Origin of the sequence: Martelella alba (genome assembly GCF_006516955.1) — a bacterium.
Classification (GTDB): domain Bacteria; phylum Pseudomonadota; class Alphaproteobacteria; order Rhizobiales; family Rhizobiaceae; genus Martelella; species Martelella alba.
This window is the reverse complement of sequence record NZ_VHLG01000008.1, coordinates 63,218-82,619: the sequence shown is the minus strand read 5'-3', so window position 1 is coordinate 82,619 and position 19,402 is coordinate 63,218. Positions and strand designations below refer to the sequence as shown.

At 58.6% G+C, this 19,402-nt stretch carries 22 protein-coding genes; 10 read left to right on the top strand and 12 right to left on the bottom strand.

Annotated features, from left to right (window positions below; all coding sequences use genetic code 11):
* The first annotated feature begins 131 nt into the window (after positions 1-131).
* The 3 genes from FJU08_RS13140 (at position 132) to FJU08_RS13130 (ending at position 3,440) form a co-directional block, all read left to right on the top strand.
* Positions 132-1,136, top strand: coding sequence for an ArsR/SmtB family transcription factor (locus FJU08_RS13140; protein ID WP_141149470.1), 1,005 nt, complete (start codon positions 132-134; stop codon positions 1,134-1,136).
* 4 nt (positions 1,137-1,140) lie between these two features.
* Positions 1,141-2,028, top strand: a complete 888-nt coding sequence (locus FJU08_RS13135) for a methylenetetrahydrofolate reductase (protein ID WP_141149469.1) — start codon at positions 1,141-1,143, stop codon at positions 2,026-2,028.
* A gap of 140 nt (positions 2,029-2,168) precedes the next feature.
* A complete protein-coding gene (locus tag FJU08_RS13130) occupies positions 2,169-3,440 on the top strand; it encodes a tetratricopeptide repeat protein (protein ID WP_141149468.1) in 1,272 nt (423 codons plus the stop codon).
* A 65-nt stretch (positions 3,441-3,505) separates the two neighbouring features.
* Here the strand turns inward: FJU08_RS13130 and FJU08_RS13125 are convergent, their stop codons facing one another.
* Positions 3,506-5,389, bottom strand: coding sequence for an ABC-F family ATP-binding cassette domain-containing protein (locus FJU08_RS13125; protein ID WP_141149467.1), 1,884 nt, complete (start codon positions 5,387-5,389; stop codon positions 3,506-3,508).
* Positions 5,390-5,578: 189 nt separating this feature from the next.
* Between FJU08_RS13125 and FJU08_RS13120 the strand changes: the two genes are divergently transcribed.
* From FJU08_RS13120 to FJU08_RS13105, 4 genes are all read left to right on the top strand, one after another.
* Positions 5,579-6,640: an MBL fold metallo-hydrolase gene (locus FJU08_RS13120; RefSeq protein WP_141149466.1), complete on the top strand. Its 1,062-nt coding sequence runs from the start codon at positions 5,579-5,581 to the stop codon at positions 6,638-6,640.
* Between the two features lie 95 nt (positions 6,641-6,735).
* Positions 6,736-7,035 carry an ArsR/SmtB family transcription factor gene (locus FJU08_RS13115; RefSeq protein WP_210245227.1) on the top strand — a complete coding sequence of 100 codons (300 nt, stop codon included), beginning with the start codon at positions 6,736-6,738 and terminating at the stop codon, positions 7,033-7,035.
* Positions 7,036-7,052: 17 nt separating this feature from the next.
* Positions 7,053-8,087, top strand: a complete 1,035-nt coding sequence (locus FJU08_RS13110) for a permease (protein WP_407943712.1) — start codon at positions 7,053-7,055, stop codon at positions 8,085-8,087.
* A gap of 12 nt (positions 8,088-8,099) precedes the next feature.
* Positions 8,100-8,333, top strand: a complete 234-nt coding sequence (locus tag FJU08_RS13105) for a thioredoxin family protein (RefSeq protein ID WP_141149464.1) — start codon at positions 8,100-8,102, stop codon at positions 8,331-8,333.
* Between the two features lie 18 nt (positions 8,334-8,351).
* On the opposite strand, the gene FJU08_RS13100 is transcribed toward FJU08_RS13105, so the two are convergent.
* The 3 genes from FJU08_RS13100 to FJU08_RS13090 form a co-directional block, all read right to left on the bottom strand.
* On the bottom strand, positions 8,352-8,864 hold the full coding sequence (locus tag FJU08_RS13100; RefSeq protein ID WP_141149554.1) for a DinB family protein: 513 nt from the start codon (positions 8,862-8,864) through the stop codon (positions 8,352-8,354).
* A gap of 87 nt (positions 8,865-8,951) precedes the next feature.
* Entirely contained in the window at positions 8,952-9,311 is a 360-nt protein-coding gene (locus FJU08_RS13095) for a ribbon-helix-helix domain-containing protein (RefSeq protein WP_141149463.1), read from the bottom strand.
* A gap of 78 nt (positions 9,312-9,389) precedes the next feature.
* Complete coding sequence (locus tag FJU08_RS13090; protein WP_141149462.1) at positions 9,390-9,956, bottom strand: DJ-1/PfpI family protein; 567 nt, start codon at positions 9,954-9,956, stop codon at positions 9,390-9,392.
* A gap of 175 nt (positions 9,957-10,131) precedes the next feature.
* Here FJU08_RS13090 and FJU08_RS13085 point away from each other — a divergent pair, with 175 nt between their 5' ends.
* A complete protein-coding gene (locus FJU08_RS13085) occupies positions 10,132-10,797 on the top strand; it encodes a glutathione S-transferase family protein (RefSeq protein WP_141149461.1) in 666 nt (221 codons plus the stop codon).
* 113 nt (positions 10,798-10,910) lie between these two features.
* A complete protein-coding gene (ndk, locus tag FJU08_RS13080; RefSeq protein WP_141149460.1) occupies positions 10,911-11,333 on the top strand; it encodes a nucleoside-diphosphate kinase in 423 nt (140 codons plus the stop codon).
* 102 nt (positions 11,334-11,435) lie between these two features.
* On the opposite strand, the gene FJU08_RS13075 is transcribed toward ndk, so the two are convergent.
* From FJU08_RS13075 to FJU08_RS13050, 6 genes are all read right to left on the bottom strand, one after another.
* A complete protein-coding gene (locus FJU08_RS13075) occupies positions 11,436-12,143 on the bottom strand; it encodes a DJ-1/PfpI family protein (protein WP_141149459.1) in 708 nt (235 codons plus the stop codon).
* A gap of 117 nt (positions 12,144-12,260) precedes the next feature.
* Positions 12,261-12,722, bottom strand: a complete 462-nt coding sequence (locus tag FJU08_RS13070; RefSeq protein ID WP_141149458.1) for a molybdenum cofactor biosynthesis protein MoaE — start codon at positions 12,720-12,722, stop codon at positions 12,261-12,263.
* Between the two features lie 4 nt (positions 12,723-12,726).
* Entirely contained in the window at positions 12,727-12,981 is a 255-nt protein-coding gene (moaD, locus tag FJU08_RS13065) for a molybdopterin converting factor subunit 1 (protein ID WP_141149457.1), read from the bottom strand.
* Complete coding sequence (gene pgsA / locus FJU08_RS13060) at positions 12,978-13,574, bottom strand: CDP-diacylglycerol--glycerol-3-phosphate 3-phosphatidyltransferase (RefSeq protein ID WP_141149456.1); 597 nt, start codon at positions 13,572-13,574, stop codon at positions 12,978-12,980. Before pgsA ends, moaD begins: the two co-directional genes overlap by 4 nt.
* 186 nt (positions 13,575-13,760) lie before the next feature.
* A complete protein-coding gene (uvrC, locus tag FJU08_RS13055) occupies positions 13,761-15,788 on the bottom strand; it encodes an excinuclease ABC subunit UvrC (protein ID WP_141149455.1) in 2,028 nt (675 codons plus the stop codon).
* Positions 15,785-16,552: an SDR family oxidoreductase gene (locus FJU08_RS13050; protein WP_141149454.1), complete on the bottom strand. Its 768-nt coding sequence runs from the start codon at positions 16,550-16,552 to the stop codon at positions 15,785-15,787. Before FJU08_RS13050 ends, uvrC begins: the two co-directional genes overlap by 4 nt.
* Before the next feature lie 361 nt (positions 16,553-16,913).
* On the opposite strand from FJU08_RS13050, the gene FJU08_RS13045 reads away from it, so the two are divergent.
* A complete protein-coding gene (locus FJU08_RS13045) occupies positions 16,914-17,561 on the top strand; it encodes an outer membrane protein (protein ID WP_141149453.1) in 648 nt (215 codons plus the stop codon).
* A gap of 357 nt (positions 17,562-17,918) precedes the next feature.
* Here the strand turns inward: FJU08_RS13045 and FJU08_RS13040 are convergent, their stop codons facing one another.
* Both FJU08_RS13040 and FJU08_RS13035 read right to left on the bottom strand, forming a co-directional pair.
* Complete coding sequence (locus FJU08_RS13040; RefSeq protein WP_141149553.1) at positions 17,919-18,518, bottom strand: glutathione S-transferase; 600 nt, start codon at positions 18,516-18,518, stop codon at positions 17,919-17,921.
* A 4-nt stretch (positions 18,519-18,522) separates the two neighbouring features.
* A complete protein-coding gene (locus tag FJU08_RS13035; RefSeq protein ID WP_141149452.1) occupies positions 18,523-19,389 on the bottom strand; it encodes a 23S rRNA (adenine(2030)-N(6))-methyltransferase RlmJ in 867 nt (288 codons plus the stop codon).
* Positions 19,390-19,402 lie beyond the last annotated feature (13 nt).

Below are 19,402 nucleotides of genomic sequence, written 5' to 3'. Positions count from 1 at the left end.
TCTATATGTTGAGAAGATAGCTTGCAATATTTTGCGCGATCACATAAAGACATGTTTATGTCTTGATGGAGTGGTGCTGCCGGTCGCGATGGATTCGCCTTTGCCGGGCGGTGTCGCGGAATGGAAGAAGAATGGCAAGCTTCGGACTGGATGAACTGGTAGAGGTGCTGAAGGCAGCGGGAGAACCGAGCCGGCTGCGTCTGCTGTCATTGCTGGCCAGCGCCGATCTGACCGTTTCCGATCTGACGGATATTCTTGGCCAGTCCCAGCCGCGTATTTCGCGCCATCTGAAGCTTTTAGGCGAGGCGGGGCTGGTGGATCGCTATCAGGAAGGTGCCTGGGCCTATTTCCGGCTGCGCGAAGATGGCGGCGCCGTCAATCTGGCGCGCCAGCTTCTGGCCAGTGCTGCCGGCGATGATCCGACCCTTTTGCGCGATGCTGCGCGTCTCGCTTCGGTGCGTCAGCAGCGTTCCAAGCGGGCTCAGGCCTATTTCGCCCGTCATGCCGGTGAATGGGATGAGATGCGGCGTCTGCATGTGGCTGAAGAAGAGGTCGAGCGCTGCCTTGTCGATCTGGTCGGTACGAAACCGGTTCAGGCGCTGCTTGATCTCGGAACGGGTACCGGGCGGATGCTTTTGCTGTTGAAGGATATCTATCGCCGCGCTGTCGGGGTGGATGCGAGCCGTGACATGCTTGCCGTGGCGCGTGCCAATCTGGATGCCGAAGGTCTCAACCGGGCCGTGGTGCGGCTGGGCGATATCCTGAACCTGCCGCTGGAGCGGGAGGATTTCGATCTGGTGATCGTTCACCAGGTGCTGCATTTTCTTGACCACCCGGATCAGGCGATTGCCGAGGCCGCGCGGGTGCTGCGCCCTGAAGGGCGTCTTCTGGTGGTCGATTTTGCCCCGCATGATCTTGAATATCTGAGGGAGGAGCATGCCCATCTGAGGCTTGGCTTCTCGCATCAGACGATGGAGGACTGGATGACCCGCGCTGGCCTCAAGGTCGAACGCGTTGTCGATCTGCCGTCGGGCCATGAGGGCAGGGAAGCCCTTACGGTTTCCGTCTGGCTTGCGCGTGATCCGCGCCTTCTCGTTGCCGAACAAAAAGACACCCATTCAGTGAGGAGTGCCTGAACCCATGTCCCCGAACGCGACAGCAACGGATGATCTGCCCCGGATCTCCTTCGAGTTTTTCCCGCCGAAAAACCCGGATGCGGAAGAGCAGCTCTTCAAGGCCGTCAAGGTCCTTGCTGCCTATCAGCCGGATTTCGTCTCGGTCACCTATGGTGCCGGTGCTTCCAGCCGCACGCCGACCTTTGCCACCGTCAAGCGCATGCTGGCGGAGACCGATCTTGTGGTGGCATCGCATCTTACCGTGGTAAAGTCCACGCGTGCGGAGGTGGATGAGGTTATCGGCCAGTTTCGGGATATGGGCGTGACGCGTTTCGAGGGGCTGGATGATGATCCGCCCGGCGGCATCGGTACGGCCTATACGCCATTTCCGGGCGGTTACGCCAATGCGGCGGCTCTGGTTGAAGGTCTGCGCGGAATTGATGACTTTGATATTTCCGTTTCTGCCTATCCGGAAAAACATCCCGAGAGTGCTGATCGGGCGGCCGATATCGCCATGCTGAAGCTGAAGGCGGACAATGGTGCGAACCGGGCGTTGACGCAGTTCTTTTTCGACAATGATGTTTTCGAAAACTATCTCAATGCGGTGCGTGCCGCCGGCGTCAGCATTCCCGTCGTGCCGGGGATCATGCCGATCCAGAACATCAAGCAGCTGAAGAATTTCGCCGCGCTGTGCGGTGCATCGATCCCGGCCGCTGTCGAGGCGCGTTTCGAGGGGCTGGATGATGATCCGGCCGGGCGTTTCGAAGTGGCTGCCGATATCGCCGCCGAACAGGTGCTGGACCTGAAGCGCCGCGGCCTGACCGATTTCCATTTCTACACCATGAACCGTTCGAAGCTGATGAGTGCCGTTCTGGAACGGATCGGCTTTGCGGCTCTATCTGCGGTGTCCTGACGCTGATATATGACTTTATTTTTTACATGTAACACTATGAATAATAATATGTATTTATAGATTTTTGTTGCATGTGATATTGCCGTCAGGCTTTCTTGCCACCATCATCTCCTTATGCCGGATGGTGGAGGCAAGTTGGAATGGTCATAGCTTTAGCAAGCCGCGAGTGCGGGGCTCAGGATGGTGTACAGCATCGGCTCGAACGTCTATGGGGTGAAACTCGACGGGCTGAGGCCACGGGCGATTTCGAGGCGGCGCTCACCTGTGCGCTTGAAGCCAGGCACCTGGCGCCGGAAAATCCTGCAGTCTGGCATAGTGCTGGTTATTTCTATCTGCGGCTGGGCCGGTGGCAGAACGCGGCAGAGTGCGGCTTTGGCGCGATCGCTCTCTCACCGGATGACTTTATTGGTTACGATACCCTTGCGCATGCCTACGGCGAACTCGGACAGCGGGAGAAGGTTGCATGCTACGGCCGCAAGGCGCTGGAGCTGCGTGATATGCGCTTTTCCATACCGGTTGATTTTGATCCGGAAAAGGCGGCTCTGCCACCGCCGCCATCGCCCGAAACCCGACGCCATAATATCATTGCCTTTTCGCTCTTCGGCGATGCACCGCGTTATTGCGAAGTGGCATTGATGAATGCCGAGGCGGTGGACAGGGTTTATCCGGGGTGGATCTGTCGTTTCCATGTCGATCGTTCCGTTCCGAAGCACTATGTCGAGCGCCTGAAGGCGCTGGGCGCGGAAGTTGTCGGCATTGATGCCGCGCTTGCCCGATGGGCCGGGCCGATGTGGCGCTTTGCGGCCTATGACATGCCCGATGTGCACCGCGTGATCTTTCGCGACGCCGACTCGCTGATCACCGAACGCGAAGCCCGTATCGTCGGCGAATGGGTTGAGAGCGGAAAGCGATTTCATCATATCCGGGATTGGTACACGCATACGGAATTGCTGCATGCAGGGCTCTGGGGGGTGGTCGGCGGGGCGTTGCCCGCAATGGTGGGACTGGTGTCGCGCTTCAGGCGATTAAACCCCGAACCGAACCACTTTTCCGACCAGCATTTTCTGCGCGAACATGTCTGGCCCTATGCGAAAAAGAGCCTCTACATGCATGATTCATGGTTTGGTTTCGGCGATTCACAGCCGATTGATGCGGGAAAATGGATGGGGGATCATATCGGCGCCAATATCAGCCATGGCGGATTTGCGATAAAAGTCCAGCTACCCGATGGCGCTCGCGCTCACTGGGCGCTTCAGGAAAAAGCGGACCGGTCTGATGAGTGGCGAACGGTCTTTTCCTATTCCACAATCGTGCGCAAAGGTGAGGTTCGGGATCATCTTCCTTCGCCTTATCTGGAGCGCATTGAACGCGACATGCGCATTCAGCCTCTGCATTATGAACTGCCGCGATGACCTGTTCGAAGTGGTGATTTTTTCGAATGAAACATCGTAGAAACAATATATTGGGTGGCTTTATTCTAGTTCTGCATTGCTTCTTCATATTCGGCTGAAAGCATCAGCCATTCCTCTTCAACCCGGGTCAGTTCGGCTGCGGCATTGGCGCGTGCCTGGGCCATGACAGCTGCCTTTTCCGGCGATTTGGCATAGAGTTCAGGATCGGCAAGGTCGTTGTCGAGTTTGGCGATGATCTTTTCGATCTTGCCGGTTTTCTTCTCCGCCTCGTCAATCTTCTTCTTCAGTGGCGCAAGGGCTGCGCGCTTTTCGGCAGCTTCGCGCCGCTGGTCTGATTTGGAGCCGGTATCGGTCGCTGGCTCAGATTTTCTGGCCCTTGCCTTGCCGCCGGAAACGATCAGCGCGCGATAGTCCTCAAGGTCGCCGTCATAACTTTTAACCGTGCCGTCATGCACCAGCCACAGCCGGTCAACGGTTGCCTCGATCAGGTGCCGGTCATGGGAGATCAGGATGACGGCGCCAGGAAAATCGTTGAGCGCGGTGATCAGCGCGTTGCGGCTGTCAATGTCGAGATGGTTGGTCGGTTCGTCAAGGATCAGCAGGTTGGGCGCATCAAAGGCGGCAAGCCCCATCAGGAGCCGTGCCTTTTCGCCGCCGGACAGATCCTTCGCCTTGGTGTCCATCTTCTCGGTCGCAAGGCCCATCTGGGCGACGCGGGCGCGCACCCTGGCCTCGGGGGCTTCGGGCATGAGCTTTCGGACGTGATCGACGGCAGATTGCTCCGGGACAAGATCATCGATCTGATGCTGGGCGAAGAACCCGATCTTCAAACCGGGCGCGACTTTCAGAATACCGTCCTGCGGTGCAAGCCTGCCGGAGATGAATTTGGCGAAGGTCGATTTGCCGTTGCCGTTGGCACCAAGCAGCGCGATGCGGTCGTCATTATCGAGCCTTAGATCGAGTTTCGACAGGATCGGGCGGCCGGGTTCATAGCCGACAATACCGTTTTCGATGGCGACGATCGGTGAAGCCGGCTGCTTTTCCGGCTCGGGAAAGGAGAAGCCCTGGACATGATCCTCGATCACGGCCGCGACCGTCCCCATCCGTTCCAGCGCCTTGACACGGCTCTGCGCCTGCCGTGCCTTCGTTGCCTTGGCCTTGAAGCGGGTGATGAAGCTTTCCAGATGCTTGCGCGCCGCCTCGTTCTTGGCGCGCGCTTTCATCTGCAATTCGTCCGCTTCCGCCTTCTGCCGCTCAAACTGATCATAGGAGCCGCGATAGAAGGTCAGCTTCTTCTGGTCGAGGTGGATGATGGCATTGGCTGCGGTGTTCAGGAGATCGCGGTCATGGCTGATAATCAGCACACTATAGGGGTAGTGGCGGATATAGTCCTCCAGCCACAGCGTGCCTTCGAGATCGAGATAGTTGGTTGGCTCGTCGAGCAGCAAAAGGTCCGGCTCGGAAAACAGGACGGCGGCAAGCGCCACACGCATGCGCCAGCCGCCGGAAAAGGCGGCGGCAGGGCGAAGCTGGGCGGCCGCATCAAAGCCGAGACCGGAGAGAATGCTGGCGGCACGCGCTTCTGCCGAATGGGCGCCGATATCGGCCAGCCGCGTCTGGATTTCGGCGATCCGGTGCGGGTCTGTCGCAGTTTCTGCTTCGGCCAGAAGGGCAGTCCGCTCCTTGTCTGCTTTCAGCACGATTTCGATCAGCGGCTCCTGGGTGCCGGGCGCTTCCTGGGCGACCTGGCCGATGCGCGCGCGTTTGGGCAGGGACACAAAGCCGGTTTCGGAGGCGAGGTCGCCGGTAATGACCTTGAAGAGCGTGGATTTTCCCGCACCATTGCGCCCGACAATGCCGGCCTTCATCCCGTCAGGAATGGACACGGAAGCGTTTTCGATGAGCAGTCGCCCGGCGATGCGGACGGAGAGGTCGGAAATCGTGATCATGACCGCGGTTGTGTCCGAAATCGCCCGGCTTGGCAAGATGCCGAGAATATCGTTTGCGCCGTGAAAAATTCTGGCTGTGCTGTGTTGTGACTCCAAATCACCGCGGGACAGTCTTCGCAGTGCCCCCAACTTGCCATATTCCAATTCAGATTATCTTTATTAGTAATTGAAATTAAAGGGGGAATTTTAATGAGGGACAGTTTTTCCAATCTGTGTGCGGCCAGTCTTGTTACGGCCGCTATGTTCACGGTTTCCGCTCCTTGCCAGGCGGCGGAGGCGGACAGTGCTGTCGCGCGGTCACATGATGCGCGGATCATCTTGCTGGGCACGGGCGGCGGTCCGGTGGCCCAGTCCGGGCGCTCGGGTATTTCGACTTTGCTCATCGTCAATGGCACATCCTATCTGGTCGATGCGGGGCTCGGCACGGATCGGCAGCTGGCCAGCGCAGGATTTGATGTTGCCGATCTTTCGGCAATCTTCATCACCCATCAGCATCTCGATCACACGGCAAGCATTCCGTCGCTGATCATGACGGACTGGTTTGCCAAGGCCAATCAGGACAATCCTGTACCGCTCGTGCTTTACGGACCGCCGGCAACGCAGTTGCTGCTGGAAGACAGTCTGCACATGCTTGCAACTTCGGAGCGGATCTTTCGTGCCGGTATTCCCATGCTGAAGCCTGATACGGGCATGTTTGCCGCGCATGATATCGATCATGACGGGCTGGTCTATCGCGATGCCAATATCACCGTAACAGCGGCAGAAAATACCCACTTCCTAAATTCCTCAGAAGGTCCGGCCGGTCGCGACATTTCGTTTTCATATCGCTTTGACACGCCCTATGGCGCCATTGTCTTCACCGGGGATACCGGCAAGAGCGATGCCGTCACAGCACTGGCCAAGGGGGCTGCCGTGCTGGTGAGCGAGGTGCGGCTTCCCTATATCGATGCCAGCGGCAAAATGCTGACCGTGCCGAGCCATATGGTCGAGGGCGGAGCTGATGCCAAGGCCTATCGCGTTCATATGGAACAGGAACATCTCTCACCGCAAGACGTGGGCCAGATGGCGCATGATGCAGGCGTCGGTCTGGTGATCCTGTCGCATTTTGCCGGTGGACCTGACACGACGGTGAGCGATGACTTCACCACCGGCGTTGCCAGCCGCTTTTCCGGTCCGGTGATCGCCGGTCAGGACCTCATGGAATACGATCTCTTCGCCCAACCGGACGCATCGGCAGAAAAGGCCAACTGAATCGGCGGAATGCCGGCCATTTGTTCCAGATCAAGGAATACATACGTAAATGCGCATATGCGCATAAGCAGGTATAATGATCCGGGACAGGTGATATGGCGATGGTTCTTGATGTTCTTGCGGCGCTGGCCGAGCCGACACGGCTTTCGGCCATGGCTGTGCTCGCTGCCGATGGCAGGGAGCATTGCGTCTGCGAATTGATGCGCCATTGCCAGGCCACCCAGTCGCGCATGTCGCGGCATATGGGCGTGCTCAAGGCCGCGGGCCTTGTGGTTGACCGCCGCGATGCGCAATGGGTGCGCTATCGCCTCAATCCGGATCTGGATCCCATGCTTGGTGATGTCCTCAATGCGACCATCGCCTGCGTGGCAGAGGATGAGAGGAGGGTGGCATGAGCATGTCGACACCGCATATGGCGCACCGCCGGCCGGAATGGCTCTGGCATGTCGCGCTGATTCTGGCGCTGGTGGCGTGGTGGAATGTCTACCGCGTATTGCAGCCGTTTTCAGATTTTCTCGTCGGTCTTCTGCCCGTTGATCCCGCAAGCCACACCGGCGAGGCGCTGGCCTTCTTCTTCTATGACGTGCCGAAGGTCTTCATGCTGCTGGTGCTGGTGGTCTTCGGCATGGGCGTGGTGCGCAGCTTCTTCAGCCCGGAACGCACGCGGGCGCTCTTGGCCGGGCGGGCGCTCGGCATTGGCAATGTGCTTGCCGCCTGCCTTGGCGTGCTGACGCCTTTCTGTTCATGCTCGGCCGTGCCGCTTTTCATCGGCTTTGTCTCGGCTGGCGTTCCGCTCGGGGTCACATTCTCGTTTCTGATCGCCGCGCCGATGGTCAATGAGGTGGCGCTGATCCTGCTTTTCGGCCTTGTCGGCTGGCCGGTGGCGCTGGCCTATCTTGGCTTCGGTCTGGCCATCGCGGTTGCCGCCGGTCTGGTGATCGGGCGGCTGCACCTTGAAGGCTGGCTGCAGGATTGGGTGCGCGAGATCACCATGGATGCCGGGGCCGGGGCGCTGGATGAGGAGCGGCCGGCAATGCATGAACGCTATCTCGCCGCTCTTGCCGGGGTGAAGGAAATCGTCGGCAAGATCTGGCTCTACATCCTGCTCGGTATCGGTCTTGGCGCGTTGATCCATGGCTATGTGCCGGAAACGCTGATGGCCACCATCATGGGCGCTGATGCATGGTGGAGCGTGCCTGCTGCCGTGCTGATCGGCATTCCGATGTATTCCAATGCGGCCGGTGTGATCCCGATTGTCGAAGCGCTGATCGGCAAGGGGGCGGCGCTTGGAACAGTGCTCGCCTTCATGATGTCGGTGATTGCGCTCAGCCTGCCGGAAATGATCATCCTGCGTCAGGTGCTGACGCTGCGCCTGATTGCCGTGTTTATCGCGGTGGTTGGCAGCGGCATCCTGATGGTCGGATTTATGTTCAACCTGATGTTTTGAAGGAGATGACCCATGAAAACGGTCAAGGTCTACGGCCCCGGATGCAAGCGCTGCGAGGCAACCGCCAAGCTGATCGCCGATGCCGCTGCCCGTCACGGCGAGGAGATCAGCCTCGAAAAGGTCTCTGATCCCAAGGCAATCGCCATGGCCGGCGTCATGTCGACGCCGGGTGTCGCAATTGATGGCAAGTTGGTCCATGCCGGTGGCCTGCCGGACGAAGCCAAGGTCGAGGGCTGGTTTGCCTGAGGCGGTGTCACGGACAGATCATGCGAATGGCCGGCCTGCATCGGAACGCAGGAAATAGATCAGATCCATTTCCAGTGACGGCCGGCCAAGCGTTGTCAGCATCATGTGGATCTGGCCGCGATGGTGTGTCTGATGGTTGAAGAGATGCGCCAAAGCCTTTGAAATACTGTCATTATACTGTTCCGGCGGATTGCCGCGCATATAGCTGAAACGCCCGGCAAGCTGCGCTTCCGACAGGCTGTCGATATAGGCGATGATGGCCTGATCCTCGACCTCGCGGGCAAGCCGCAGGTCTTCGAAATCATCGCTGACGATGCTATCGAGCTTGACTGAGCCGGTATATTCGCCGGCAAAGCGCTTCATCCAGATCCGGTCGGTGAAGAGCAGATGATTGAGCGTGCCGTGTACGGAGTGAAAGAAGGCGCCGAGATCGCGGGTATAATCATCATAGGCGAGATGGGACGCGCTCGAATAGACCAGGCTATTGGCCCAGTTATTATAGGCGGCGAACATACGAAAATGCGACAGCATGGGGCTCTCCTTCATGGTTGCCGCCATCATAATCGAAATCGGCATGGCCTTTTTGTGAAACTATTTTATAGCCGCCATCGCCGCTGCTTATGCATGCAGGGCAGCAGCGGCGCGGCGGCGTTCCCGCTCAAGGATCGCACGGGCATCAAGCCCGGCAATGGCGCTGGCGGGCGGAATGTCGCCTTCGGCCTGAAGCGCCAGAAAACGTCCGCAACAGACCCTGAGGAATGAGGTGAAATTGCCGAGATCATGCCCGGCATCGATCGATTCGCGATAGAGCCGGCTGATCAGCTGGGTGACGCTGAGGCCATCGCGTTCGGCAATCGCGCCGAGTGTGTCCCAGAAAAAGCGCTCCAGCCGCACACTCGTCACCACCCCGTCAATCCTGACGGAGCGGCTGACGCTTTCCCAGAGAGCCGGATCGGCCCCGATAAACAGTCTGCACATGATTTCCTCCCGGTTCTCCCGGGGGCACTATAGTCCGCCAGGGGCTGCAACTAAAGCGCCCCCGGCGTTCCGTTTTAGTCAGGCAAGCAGTGCCATGAACTGGCTAAGCCATGCCGGATGTGCGGGCCATGCCGGGGCGGTTACCAGCTTGCCGTCGGTCACGGCGTCGGTGACGGCGATATCGGCATAGCTTCCACCGGCGAGCTTTACCTCGGGGGCGCAGGCCGGGTAGGCCGAGCAGGTACGGCCGGACAGGACGCCGGCTGCCGCCAGTATCTGCGCGCCGTGGCAGATCGCCGCCACCGGCTTGTCCGCCTCGAAGAAGTGGCGCACCATGGCGATCACGGTGCTGTTGAGGCGCAGATATTCCGGTGCACGGCCGCCCGGAATGACCAGCGCGTCGTAATCGGCCGGGTTGATTGTATCGAAATCCGCCGTCAGCGCGAAGCGGTGGCCGGGCTTTTCCGAATAGGTCTGGTCGCCCTCGAAATCGTGAATCGCAGTTGGAACCGTGTCGCCAGCCTTCTTGTCCGGGCAGACCGCATCAACGCTGTGGCCGACGGCCAGTAGCGTCTGGAACGGAACCATGGTTTCGTAGTCCTCGGTGAAATCACCGGTAATCATCAGGATCTTCCTGGCTGCCATTGTCTCCTCCCGTGTTCAATGTGCCAGGTTGAAACTAGCAAAAGACAATTCCGTGCGGGTAGCATCGGCATACTACCGTTCGCTCAGCGGAACTGGTGCGCATCTCAGACCATGGCCCGTCTTGCAATTTACCGCCCTTTGGTCAAACCTGCCTGCCCAACAGAGGAGTTCATCAATGACACGGGTTCTCTATACGCTCTGCGGTGCCGACAGCGCTGTGCCTTTTTCGCCTCATTGCTGGAAAGTGGTTATGGCGCTGAGGCACAAGGGCCTCGAATTTGAGGAAAAGCCAACAGCTTTTACCGAGATCCCGAAGCTTGAGAACGGCTTTTCGAAGACGGTGCCGATCCTGCTGGACGGCGACAAGCTGGTTTCCGACAGCTTCGCCATCGCGCTCTATCTGGAGCAGGCCTATCCGGACGCACCGTCGCTGTTCAAGGGCGAGGGCGGCATGGCCATGGCCCGCTTTGTCGAGGCCTGGTCGCAGACAACACTGCATCCGGCAGTCACCAGGATGGCGGTCAAGGATATTCATGACATGCTTGGCCCCGTCGATCAGAGCTATTTCCGGGAAAGCCGCGAGAAGATGCTCGGCATGACGCTTGAAGAGGTGGCCACGGGCCGCGAAGCAGAAGCCGAACAGTTTGGCCGCAAGTTGCAGCCGCTGCGCCAGATGCTGAAGAGCCAGCCCTTTATCGGCGGTGCGAGCCCGCTATTTGCCGATTACATTGTGTTCGGTGCGCTGCGCTGGCTGTCCATGACCGCTAAAATCGCGGTCATGGAGCCGAATGATCCGGTTACCGCATGGTATGAGCGCTGCATTGAGGTTGCCGGTGTCTGAGGCGACATCGTGACGCTTCAGTGAAAATATCCATGCCACCTTGTTTTCAAGGGCTTTGCCGGGTAAACACCGGCTCAATTTCTTGAAGAACACTCTGTCAGAGGACGAATGACATGGCGATTGAACGCACCTTTTCGATGATCAAGCCTGATGCCACCAAGCGCAACCTGACCGGCGCCATTATCAAGATGCTGGAAGAAAACGGCCTGGCCGTTGTCGCTTCCAAGCGCGTCTGGATGTCGCGTCGCGAAGCGGAAGCCTTCTATGCCGAGCACAAGGAACGCCCCTTCTTCGGTGAACTGGTTGAGTTCATGAGCTCGGGCCCGACCGTCGTTCAGGTTCTCGAAGGTGAAAATGCCGTTCTCAAGAACCGCGAAATCATGGGTGCGACCAACCCGGAAAAGGCTGACGAAGGCACGATCCGCAAGACCTTCGCGCTGTCGATGGGCGAAAACTCGGTTCACGGTTCCGACGCCGTTGAAACCGCCAAGCGCGAAATCGGTTTCTGGTTCTCTGAAACCGAAATTGTTGGCTGATTTCAAAAGTCTGACGGACTTTTATGAGGCAATTAATAAAGCCGTCCGGAGTGATCCGGGCGGCTTTTTCAGTCGCGAGAACGCGGATGGTTCGCGGCGTCTTCAGTCCTTCAATTCCTTCAGCCGCTCGGCCGCGCGTTCGCTGGCTGCGCGTCTTGTGGAGAGGAACATATGCAGCCGGGCGCGGACGCTGTCGACGATCTCTTCCGGTGCCGTGCGCGGCGATCCGCAATTATAGGGCGGCTGAGGATCATATTCCATCTGCAACTGGATCTGCTGCGCCGTGCGCTTGTCTGTGAGCGATTCGACGACTTTGAGCGCAAAATCGATCCCGGAGGTGACGCCTGCGCCGGTGATGCGGTTGCGGTCGGTGACGACCCGCTCTGCCACCGGTTTGGCACCAAAGATTGAAAGCTGGTCAAGGCAGGTCCAGTGGCAGGTGGCGTTATAGCCGCGCAACAGGCCGGCGGCGCCGAGGATCAGCGAGCCGGTGCATACCGAGGTGACGAGCTTGCAGCCCGGCGCGATGCGCCGGAGAAAGGCAAGCGTTTCCTCGTCATCCATCACCGCGATTTGCCCAGGCCCGCCGGGCACGCAAATCATGTCGAGCGAGCGACACTGATTATAGGTGGTGTTTGGCATGATCCTGAGGCCGCGATCGACGATCACCGGATCGGTATTGCGCCAGAGATACTTGATTTCGGTTCCCTGCATCCTGCTGAGCACGTCAGCCGGACCGAACAGGTCAAGCTGGGTGAGCCCCGGATACATGATGAACCCGATGGTAAGCTGAGAATTGTTCTCTGCCATGGCTTCCCTCGAAAAACCGCATCAGGGAGCGTTCAGACTCAATCGATTTGAACCGCTCCATAAGACAAGAGCATAGCGCCGACATATGACGGGACAAGGGCGGTGAAAAAAAGAATTTCAGTCCCAGCGTCGGGCTGCGCTGTCGTCGCTGTCCTTTGCCTCGACCCAGCTACTGCTGCTTCCGTCAGTCAGGTGTTCCTTTTTCCAGAAGGGGGCTGACGTCTTGAGGAAGTCCATCATGAAGGATGCGCCATCAAAGGCGGCTTGGCGGTGCGGTGCAGCGGCAATGACCACAACAATGTTCTCGCCGGGCGCAATCCTGCCGAAGCGATGAATTGCCGTCAGCCCGAGAAGCGAGAAGCGGTCTATGGCTTCATTGGCAATGCGGGTCATTTCCGCCTCGGCCATGCCCGGATAGTGCTCCAGTTCAAGCGCGGCGAGCGTGCCTGCCTCATCCCGGCAAAGGCCGGTAAAGGTTACCGTCGCGCCGATATCCCTCCGCCCTTCGCTCAGTGCACGCATTTCGGCGGTGATGTCGAAATCTTCGGCCTGAACGCGGATTGTCGGTTTTGCCGCCATGATCTCAGCCGCCCGTCATCGGCGGAAAGAGGGCGATCTCGGAGGCACCGGCGATTGGCATGTCGTGTTCGGCATGCATCTTGTCGAGTGCGACGCGGATGAAGCGTTCCTGTTCCAGCGCATGGGCGTAATTGTCGCCGCGCTGCTTCAGGAAGCCGAGCAGGTCCGCAACCGTAGAAACCGTCGCGGGCAGGGCGATTTCCTCTTCCTGCTGGCCGATGCGCTCACGCACCCAGGCAAAGTAGACAAGTTTCGTCACTTCTCCGCCTCCACCACATGTTTCAGGCCGGCCCGGAAATAGTCGTAGCCGGTATACATGGTCAGTACGGCGGCGACCCACAAAAGGGCGATGCCGAGACTGGTTGTGTAGGGGAAGATCTTGTCGCCAGCCGGTCCCGCCAGCAGCATGCCGATCGCGATCATCTGGAAGGTCGTCTTCCATTTGGCGATCCGGGTGACGGGAACGGAAACCGAAAGCGTTGCGAGATATTCGCGCAGCCCCGAGACAAGCACTTCGCGGCAGAGGATGATGATTGCCGCCCAAAGGGTCCATCCGGCAATGACGCGCTCCACATCGGCGGCCAGCAGCAGCAGGCAAGTCGATACCAACAGCTTGTCGGCGATCGGGTCGAGCATGCGGCCGATATTGGATTGCTGATTCCAGGCGCGCGCCAGATAGCCGTCAAAGAAATCCGTCACCGAGGCGAGGATGAAGATGGCCAGCGCCGTCCAGCGCGCCGGGTCCGAGCTCGACAGGTCGCCCTGAACGAAAAAGCACAGCACGATCAGCGGAACCGCAAGGATACGGCCATAGGTCAAAAGGTTCGGGATATTCAGCGCTTTGGAGGCCATGACTTTATTCCATCATTTCGCCGCCCTTTTTTGGGAGGGGGCGCCTTGTGCGCCGGCTGGGAGAGGCCGGTTTGATAATCAATTCGAACATTACTGCGGAGTTTACCAGAATTGGGAGCGTCGGCCACGCCGGTCAATCATGAATTTGTTAAACTTTGTCTCTGAGGCGGCAAAGCCACATTTCGTCTATTCGCTGCCATTATCGTTGAAATGATTGTAGATCAGCTTAGCCATGGCTTCGGAAATGCCATCGACGGATGTGAGATCGCTTACGCCCGCACGTGAGACCGCCTTGGCCGTGCCGAAATGCTGCAAGAGCGCCCGCTTTCTGGACGGGCCGATGCCGGCGATTTCGTCGAGCGGGTTCTTGACCAGCGCCTTCTTGCGCCGCGCCCGGTGCGAGCCGATGGCGAAGCGGTGGGCCTCATCGCGCAGGCGCTGGATGAAGTAAAGCACCGGGTCGCGCGGCGGCAGGGAAAAATCGGCGCGGCCATCCATGAAGAAACGCTCGCGGCCCGCCTCACGGTCAGCGCCCTTGGCGATACCGATCGCGGTGACGGCATTGCGAATGCCAAGCTCGTCAAGGATTGCCCGCACGGCCGTCATCTGGCCCTGGCCGCCGTCAATGAGAATCACATCCGGCCAGGCCGGGAAGGCGGCATCGTCCTCGCTGTCGGTGGCAGGCGGCGCGGAGCGGTCGGGAATGCCATGTTCCTTGATCAGCCGGGTGAAGCGGCGGGTCATGACTTCGCGCATCATGCCGAAGTCATCGCCGGGCGTGATATCGGTCGAGCGGATATTGAACTTGCGATACTGGCCTTTGACGAAACCATCCGGTCCGGCAACCACCATGCCGCCAACGGCATTGGTGCCCATGATGTGGGAGTTGTCGTAGATCTCGATCCGGCGAGGTGCATAGCCAAGGCCAAATGTTTCGGCGAAACCGGCAAGAAGCCGGGTCTGGGTTGCCGTTTCCGCCAGCTTGCGCCCATGCGCCTCACGGGCATTGGCTTCCACCTGGGCAACGACATCGCGCTTTTCGCCGCGTTTTGGCACGGCGATCTGCACCCGGCGTCCGGCGCGTTCGGACAGCGCCTCCTCCAGAAGCGTCATCTCTTCAATGTCCTCCGACAGCAGGATCTGCCGCGGAACAGGCTTGTCATCGTAGAACTGGGCGAGGAAGGCATTGAGAATTTCCGCGCCGCTGAGCGTCGGATCGGCTTTCGGGAAATAGGCACGGTTGCCCCAGTTCTGCCCGGTGCGGAAGAAGAAGACCTGAATGCAGCAAAGCCCGCCTTCATGGTGGATCGCAAACACATCCGCTTCCTCGATCCCGCTCGGATTGACGTCTTGACGACCGAGTACATGGGAGAGGGCGGCAAGACGGTCGCGATAGACCGCAGCGCGCTCGAAATCGAGATCCTCGGCCGCCGCATTCATGGCGGTGGCAAGCTGGCCCTGAACGCTCTGGCTCTTGCCAGAGAGGAAGGCGCGGGCCTCGTCAATCAGACGGTCATATTCTTCCGGCGGGATCTCGTTGGTGCAGGGGCCGGCACAACGCTTGATCTGAAACAGCAAGCAAGGACGCGTGCGGCTTTCGAAAACACTGTCGGTGCAGGAGCGGATCAGGAAGGCGCGCTGCATGGCGTTGATCGTACGTCCAACCGCACTGGCGGAGGCAAAGGGGCCGAAATAATCGCCCTTTCGCGCCCGCGCGCCGCGATGCTTGTAGAGCGCCGGAGCCCGGTGATCGCCGGTAATCAGAATATAGGGAAAGGATTTGTCATCGCGAAGAAGAACATTAAAACGAGGTCGCAACCTTTTGATAAGATTGGCTTCGAGAAGGAGGGCTTCCGTCTCCGTGCGCGTCGTGACAAATTCCATATGCGCGGTCTGGGTGATCATCCGGGTGATGCGGTTGGAGTGCCCGCGCCCTTGCGCATAGTTGGTGACGCGTTTCTTCAGTGATCGGGCCTTGCCGACATAAAGCACATCACCGTTGGCATTCATCATCCGGTAGACGCCGGGACTGTTCGGCAGGTGCTTGACGAATTCGCCGATCAGTTCCGCGCCCTTCAGGTCGTGTTCAACAAGCTTGCCATCATTCCACGAGATTGCAGTGCTTGCCCCGGCCGGCTGAGCCTCGACCGTCTCGGCATCATTGTCGTCGTCTTCATAGATGATGCCGCCATCGGCCGGAGATTTGCTTGTCATTCCGGTATTCCTGTCACATCCGGCGTCTCCCAGGCAAGATGCTGGCCGCCATCAAGGGCGATCATCTGGCCGGTAATCGAGGGCGTGTCAAAAAGAAAGCGAATGGTACGTCCGAATTCATCAAGGCCAGGGCCGCGTTTCAGGATGAGACCGTCAATCTGCCGGTCGAAGTCTTCCTGCGCCTGCCGTTCACTCTTCATGCTGGGACCGGGACCGATGGCATTGACGCGGATGCGCGGTGCAAAGGCCTGCGCCATGGTCTGGGTGGCGGTCCACAGGGCGGACTTGGAAAGCGTGTAGCTGAAGAAGCGGGGATTGAGGGCAAAGACGCGCTGATCGATCATGTTGACGATCAGGCCGTTCTGGTTTTTCGGAAGCTGGCGCAGCATCGCGGCACCGAGAATCAGTGGTGCCTTGAGGTGGATGGCAAAGTGGGCTTCAAAGCGAGCGGCGTCGAAGGCTTCCGCACTGTCATCCATGAAAATGGAGGCATTGTTGACAAGAAGGTCTACCGGCCCGAGCCTGTCTGCAACGTCTTTCAGAAGACCATCCGTTTGTGCTGGATCGGTGAGGTCTGCCTGAAAGAAGGCGGCGTGACCGCCACCTTGCACAATCGCGTCGACAAGTGCCTTGGCTTCATCGTGCGAGCGGTGGGCGTGCACTGCCACATTGTGGCCGGATTTCGCCAGATCGAAAGCGATTGCCCGTCCCAGTCGACGGGCCGCCCCTGTAACCAGAACGGTGCTCTTGAAGGCGGCCGGCATTGTCATTCTCCACGCCATGAACGAATTGCAGTCCCTTCATATAGGTGAATCTATTGCAGGGGGAAGGGTTACACTTCTGTCATTTTGGAAGGAGTGTTGAATGTTATTTTGTCTTGTTGTTGGTTTAAATTTTCATCTCGTCTTTGTATTCATTACATTTACATAGTATTAACTATAATCTAGGTTCTTCTGCGTCAAATTTAAATATAGTGTTAACTATAAATCACCACAAAAAATTCGTAATATTGCTATTTTCCAGGCGCAATCCTATTTAATTTATACAAGCAGAGCCGGGATGAGGGTTGACGGATCGTAGTATAGCGGCCACCCGACCGGTCTGAATTGACCAAGGAGAATTAAGATGCGGATCTGGACAAAGACTCTTCTCGCCGCTGCCGCTTCCACCGCGATGGGCGCCGGCGTTGCATCGGCTGCAGATGCAGTCGTAAACACCCAGTCCTATGAGCCGGCCCCGGCAATGACCTACAGCGCCCCCAAGACCAATAACTGGGGTGGTGCTTATGTCGGTGGCGCCCTCAATTATGACTGGGGCACTTTCAATGGTGGTGATTTCAACGCCTCTGGCTTTGGCGGAACGCTGTTCGGCGGTTACAACCTTCAGGACGGTTCGGTTGTCTACGGCGTTGAAGGCGATCTTTCGAATTCGAGCCAGGAGCAGACCATCGGGGCCGCCCATTTCGAACAGGGCTGGAACGGCTCGATGCGCGGGCGTGTCGGCTATTCGCTCGACCCGGTTCTGATTTACGGCACTGCCGGTGTCGCCGCAACGGACACCAAGGCTGTCGACTACAGCTCGAGCAAGAGCGAAGGTGCATGGGGCTACACGGTTGGTGCCGGTGCTGAAGCGATGATCACCGACAACCTGTCGGCACGTCTTGAATATCGTTACACGGATTACGGCGATCAGACCTATAATCTGAGCTCTGGCAGCTACAAGAAGGGCTTTGAGGAAAACACTATCAAGGCCGGTCTTGCCTTCCACTTCTGATCTGATGCAGATCATTGTCGCGACTGCGACACGAAAGCCCGCCGGGAAACCGGCGGGCTTAGACTGTTGACAAAGCCATTCATATTGCATGTTTGATGTGGCACAGCCCCTCCCTCTGTCGTCATCCCCGTGCTTGTCACGGGGATCCAGATTCATAAGGCATTGAATAGATCAGTCCTTTCGCCGCGCGGACGCGCGTCGGCTGGATGCCTGTGACAAGCACAGGCATGACGTCAGAAAAAGGAGCAAGGTTTGTCAGCAATCTGAGCCCGTCGGGAAACCGGCGGGCTTTCTGCTGTTTCAGAGCTTTTCCATGTTTCCGCATGGAAACCGGGGTCCGGTTTTGCTGAAAACGGCCTAAACCTTCGGGCGGGTGTCGGCAAAGGCGGGAAAGCGTTCCTGGAAAGCTGCGGGCCATTCCGTCAGCCGTACGCGCGCTTCCTCCCACTGGCCGGGGAAGCGGATCATCAGATAGGCAAGCAGGCTTGCAAGGGCAAAATGACCGGCATTGAGCTTGTTGCCGATCTTCGGCGGATCGGCTTCCAGCACATCGAGGCCGCGGCGGACCTTTTCCCACTGACGTTCGACCCATGGACCGTGCCAGGTTTCCGGCGAGCGGAACCGGGTCTCATAAACCACCAGCAGGGCTGCATCGGTAATGCCGTCACAAAGCGCTTCCATGCGTTCGACACGGGCACGCTTTTCGGCGCTGTGCGGATAGATGTGTGCGTCTTCGCTGAGGCTGTCCATGTAGTGCATGATGACGCGGCTGTCGAAAAAGGATTCGCCGTCTTCGCTCACGAGTGTCGGGATTTTGCCCAGCGGGTTGACCGCCAGCAGCTCAGCCGGGTTCTCAGGCGTGGCGACATGCACTTCCTCGATCGGCAGTGCAAGATAGCGGGCGGCCATGCGAACCTTGGCGGAATAGGGTGAGGCGGGCGAGCAATAGAGTTTCATCATATCAGTCTTCCTCGGTAATATGTTCTCCGGTGATCCAGAAGCAGCGCTGGCTGGCGAAGCGGTCCTGAGCCAGAATGTCCTTCATCTCCGGTAATATGGCATGCAGTTCCTGTTTCAGTGTGAAGGGCGGATTGACGATGATCATGCCGGTTCCTGTCAGCCCGGTCGTGTTGCGGTCGCTTTTGACCGACATTTCGGCGCAGAGGACTTTCGGGATTTTCAGCGCTTCGAGCGCACCATGAAATTCCTTGACCGGTGCGCCCTTTTTCAGCGGATACCAGAAGCAGTAGGTGCCGGTGGCAAAACGCCGCCAGGCCCGGGCAAGGCCGACAACCATGCGGTCGAACTCGCCGTCGCGCTCGAAGGGCGGATCGACAAGAACGAGGCCGCGACGTTCTTTCGGCGGCAGATGGCTGCCGAGCGACAGCCAGCCGTCAAGCTCGGTCACGCGAACCTGATGGTCGCCGGAAAACAGGGCGTGCAGGTGCCCGGCATCTTCCGGGTGGAGCTCGATGGCCGAAAGCCGGTCCTGTGGCCGCATCAGGTGGCGGGCGAGCATGGGGGAGCCTGGATAGCGATTGATGCCGCCTTCGGGATTGAGTGTTCTGACGCTTTGAAGATAAGGCGCCAGCAGATCGGCGGTCACGGGGGAGAGATCCGCCTCCAGCAGGCGGGCAATGCCCTCGCGCCATTCGCCGGTCTTCTGTGCTTCGTCTGAGGTCAGGTCGTAAAGGCCGATCCCGGCATGGGTGTCAAGGATGCGAAAGGCGGCCTCCTTGCGCTGAAAATAGGTGATCATCCGCGCAAAGATTGCGTGTTTGAACACATCAGCGAAATTTCCGGCGTGGTAGATGTGGCGATAATTCATAGATGGCTCGCTT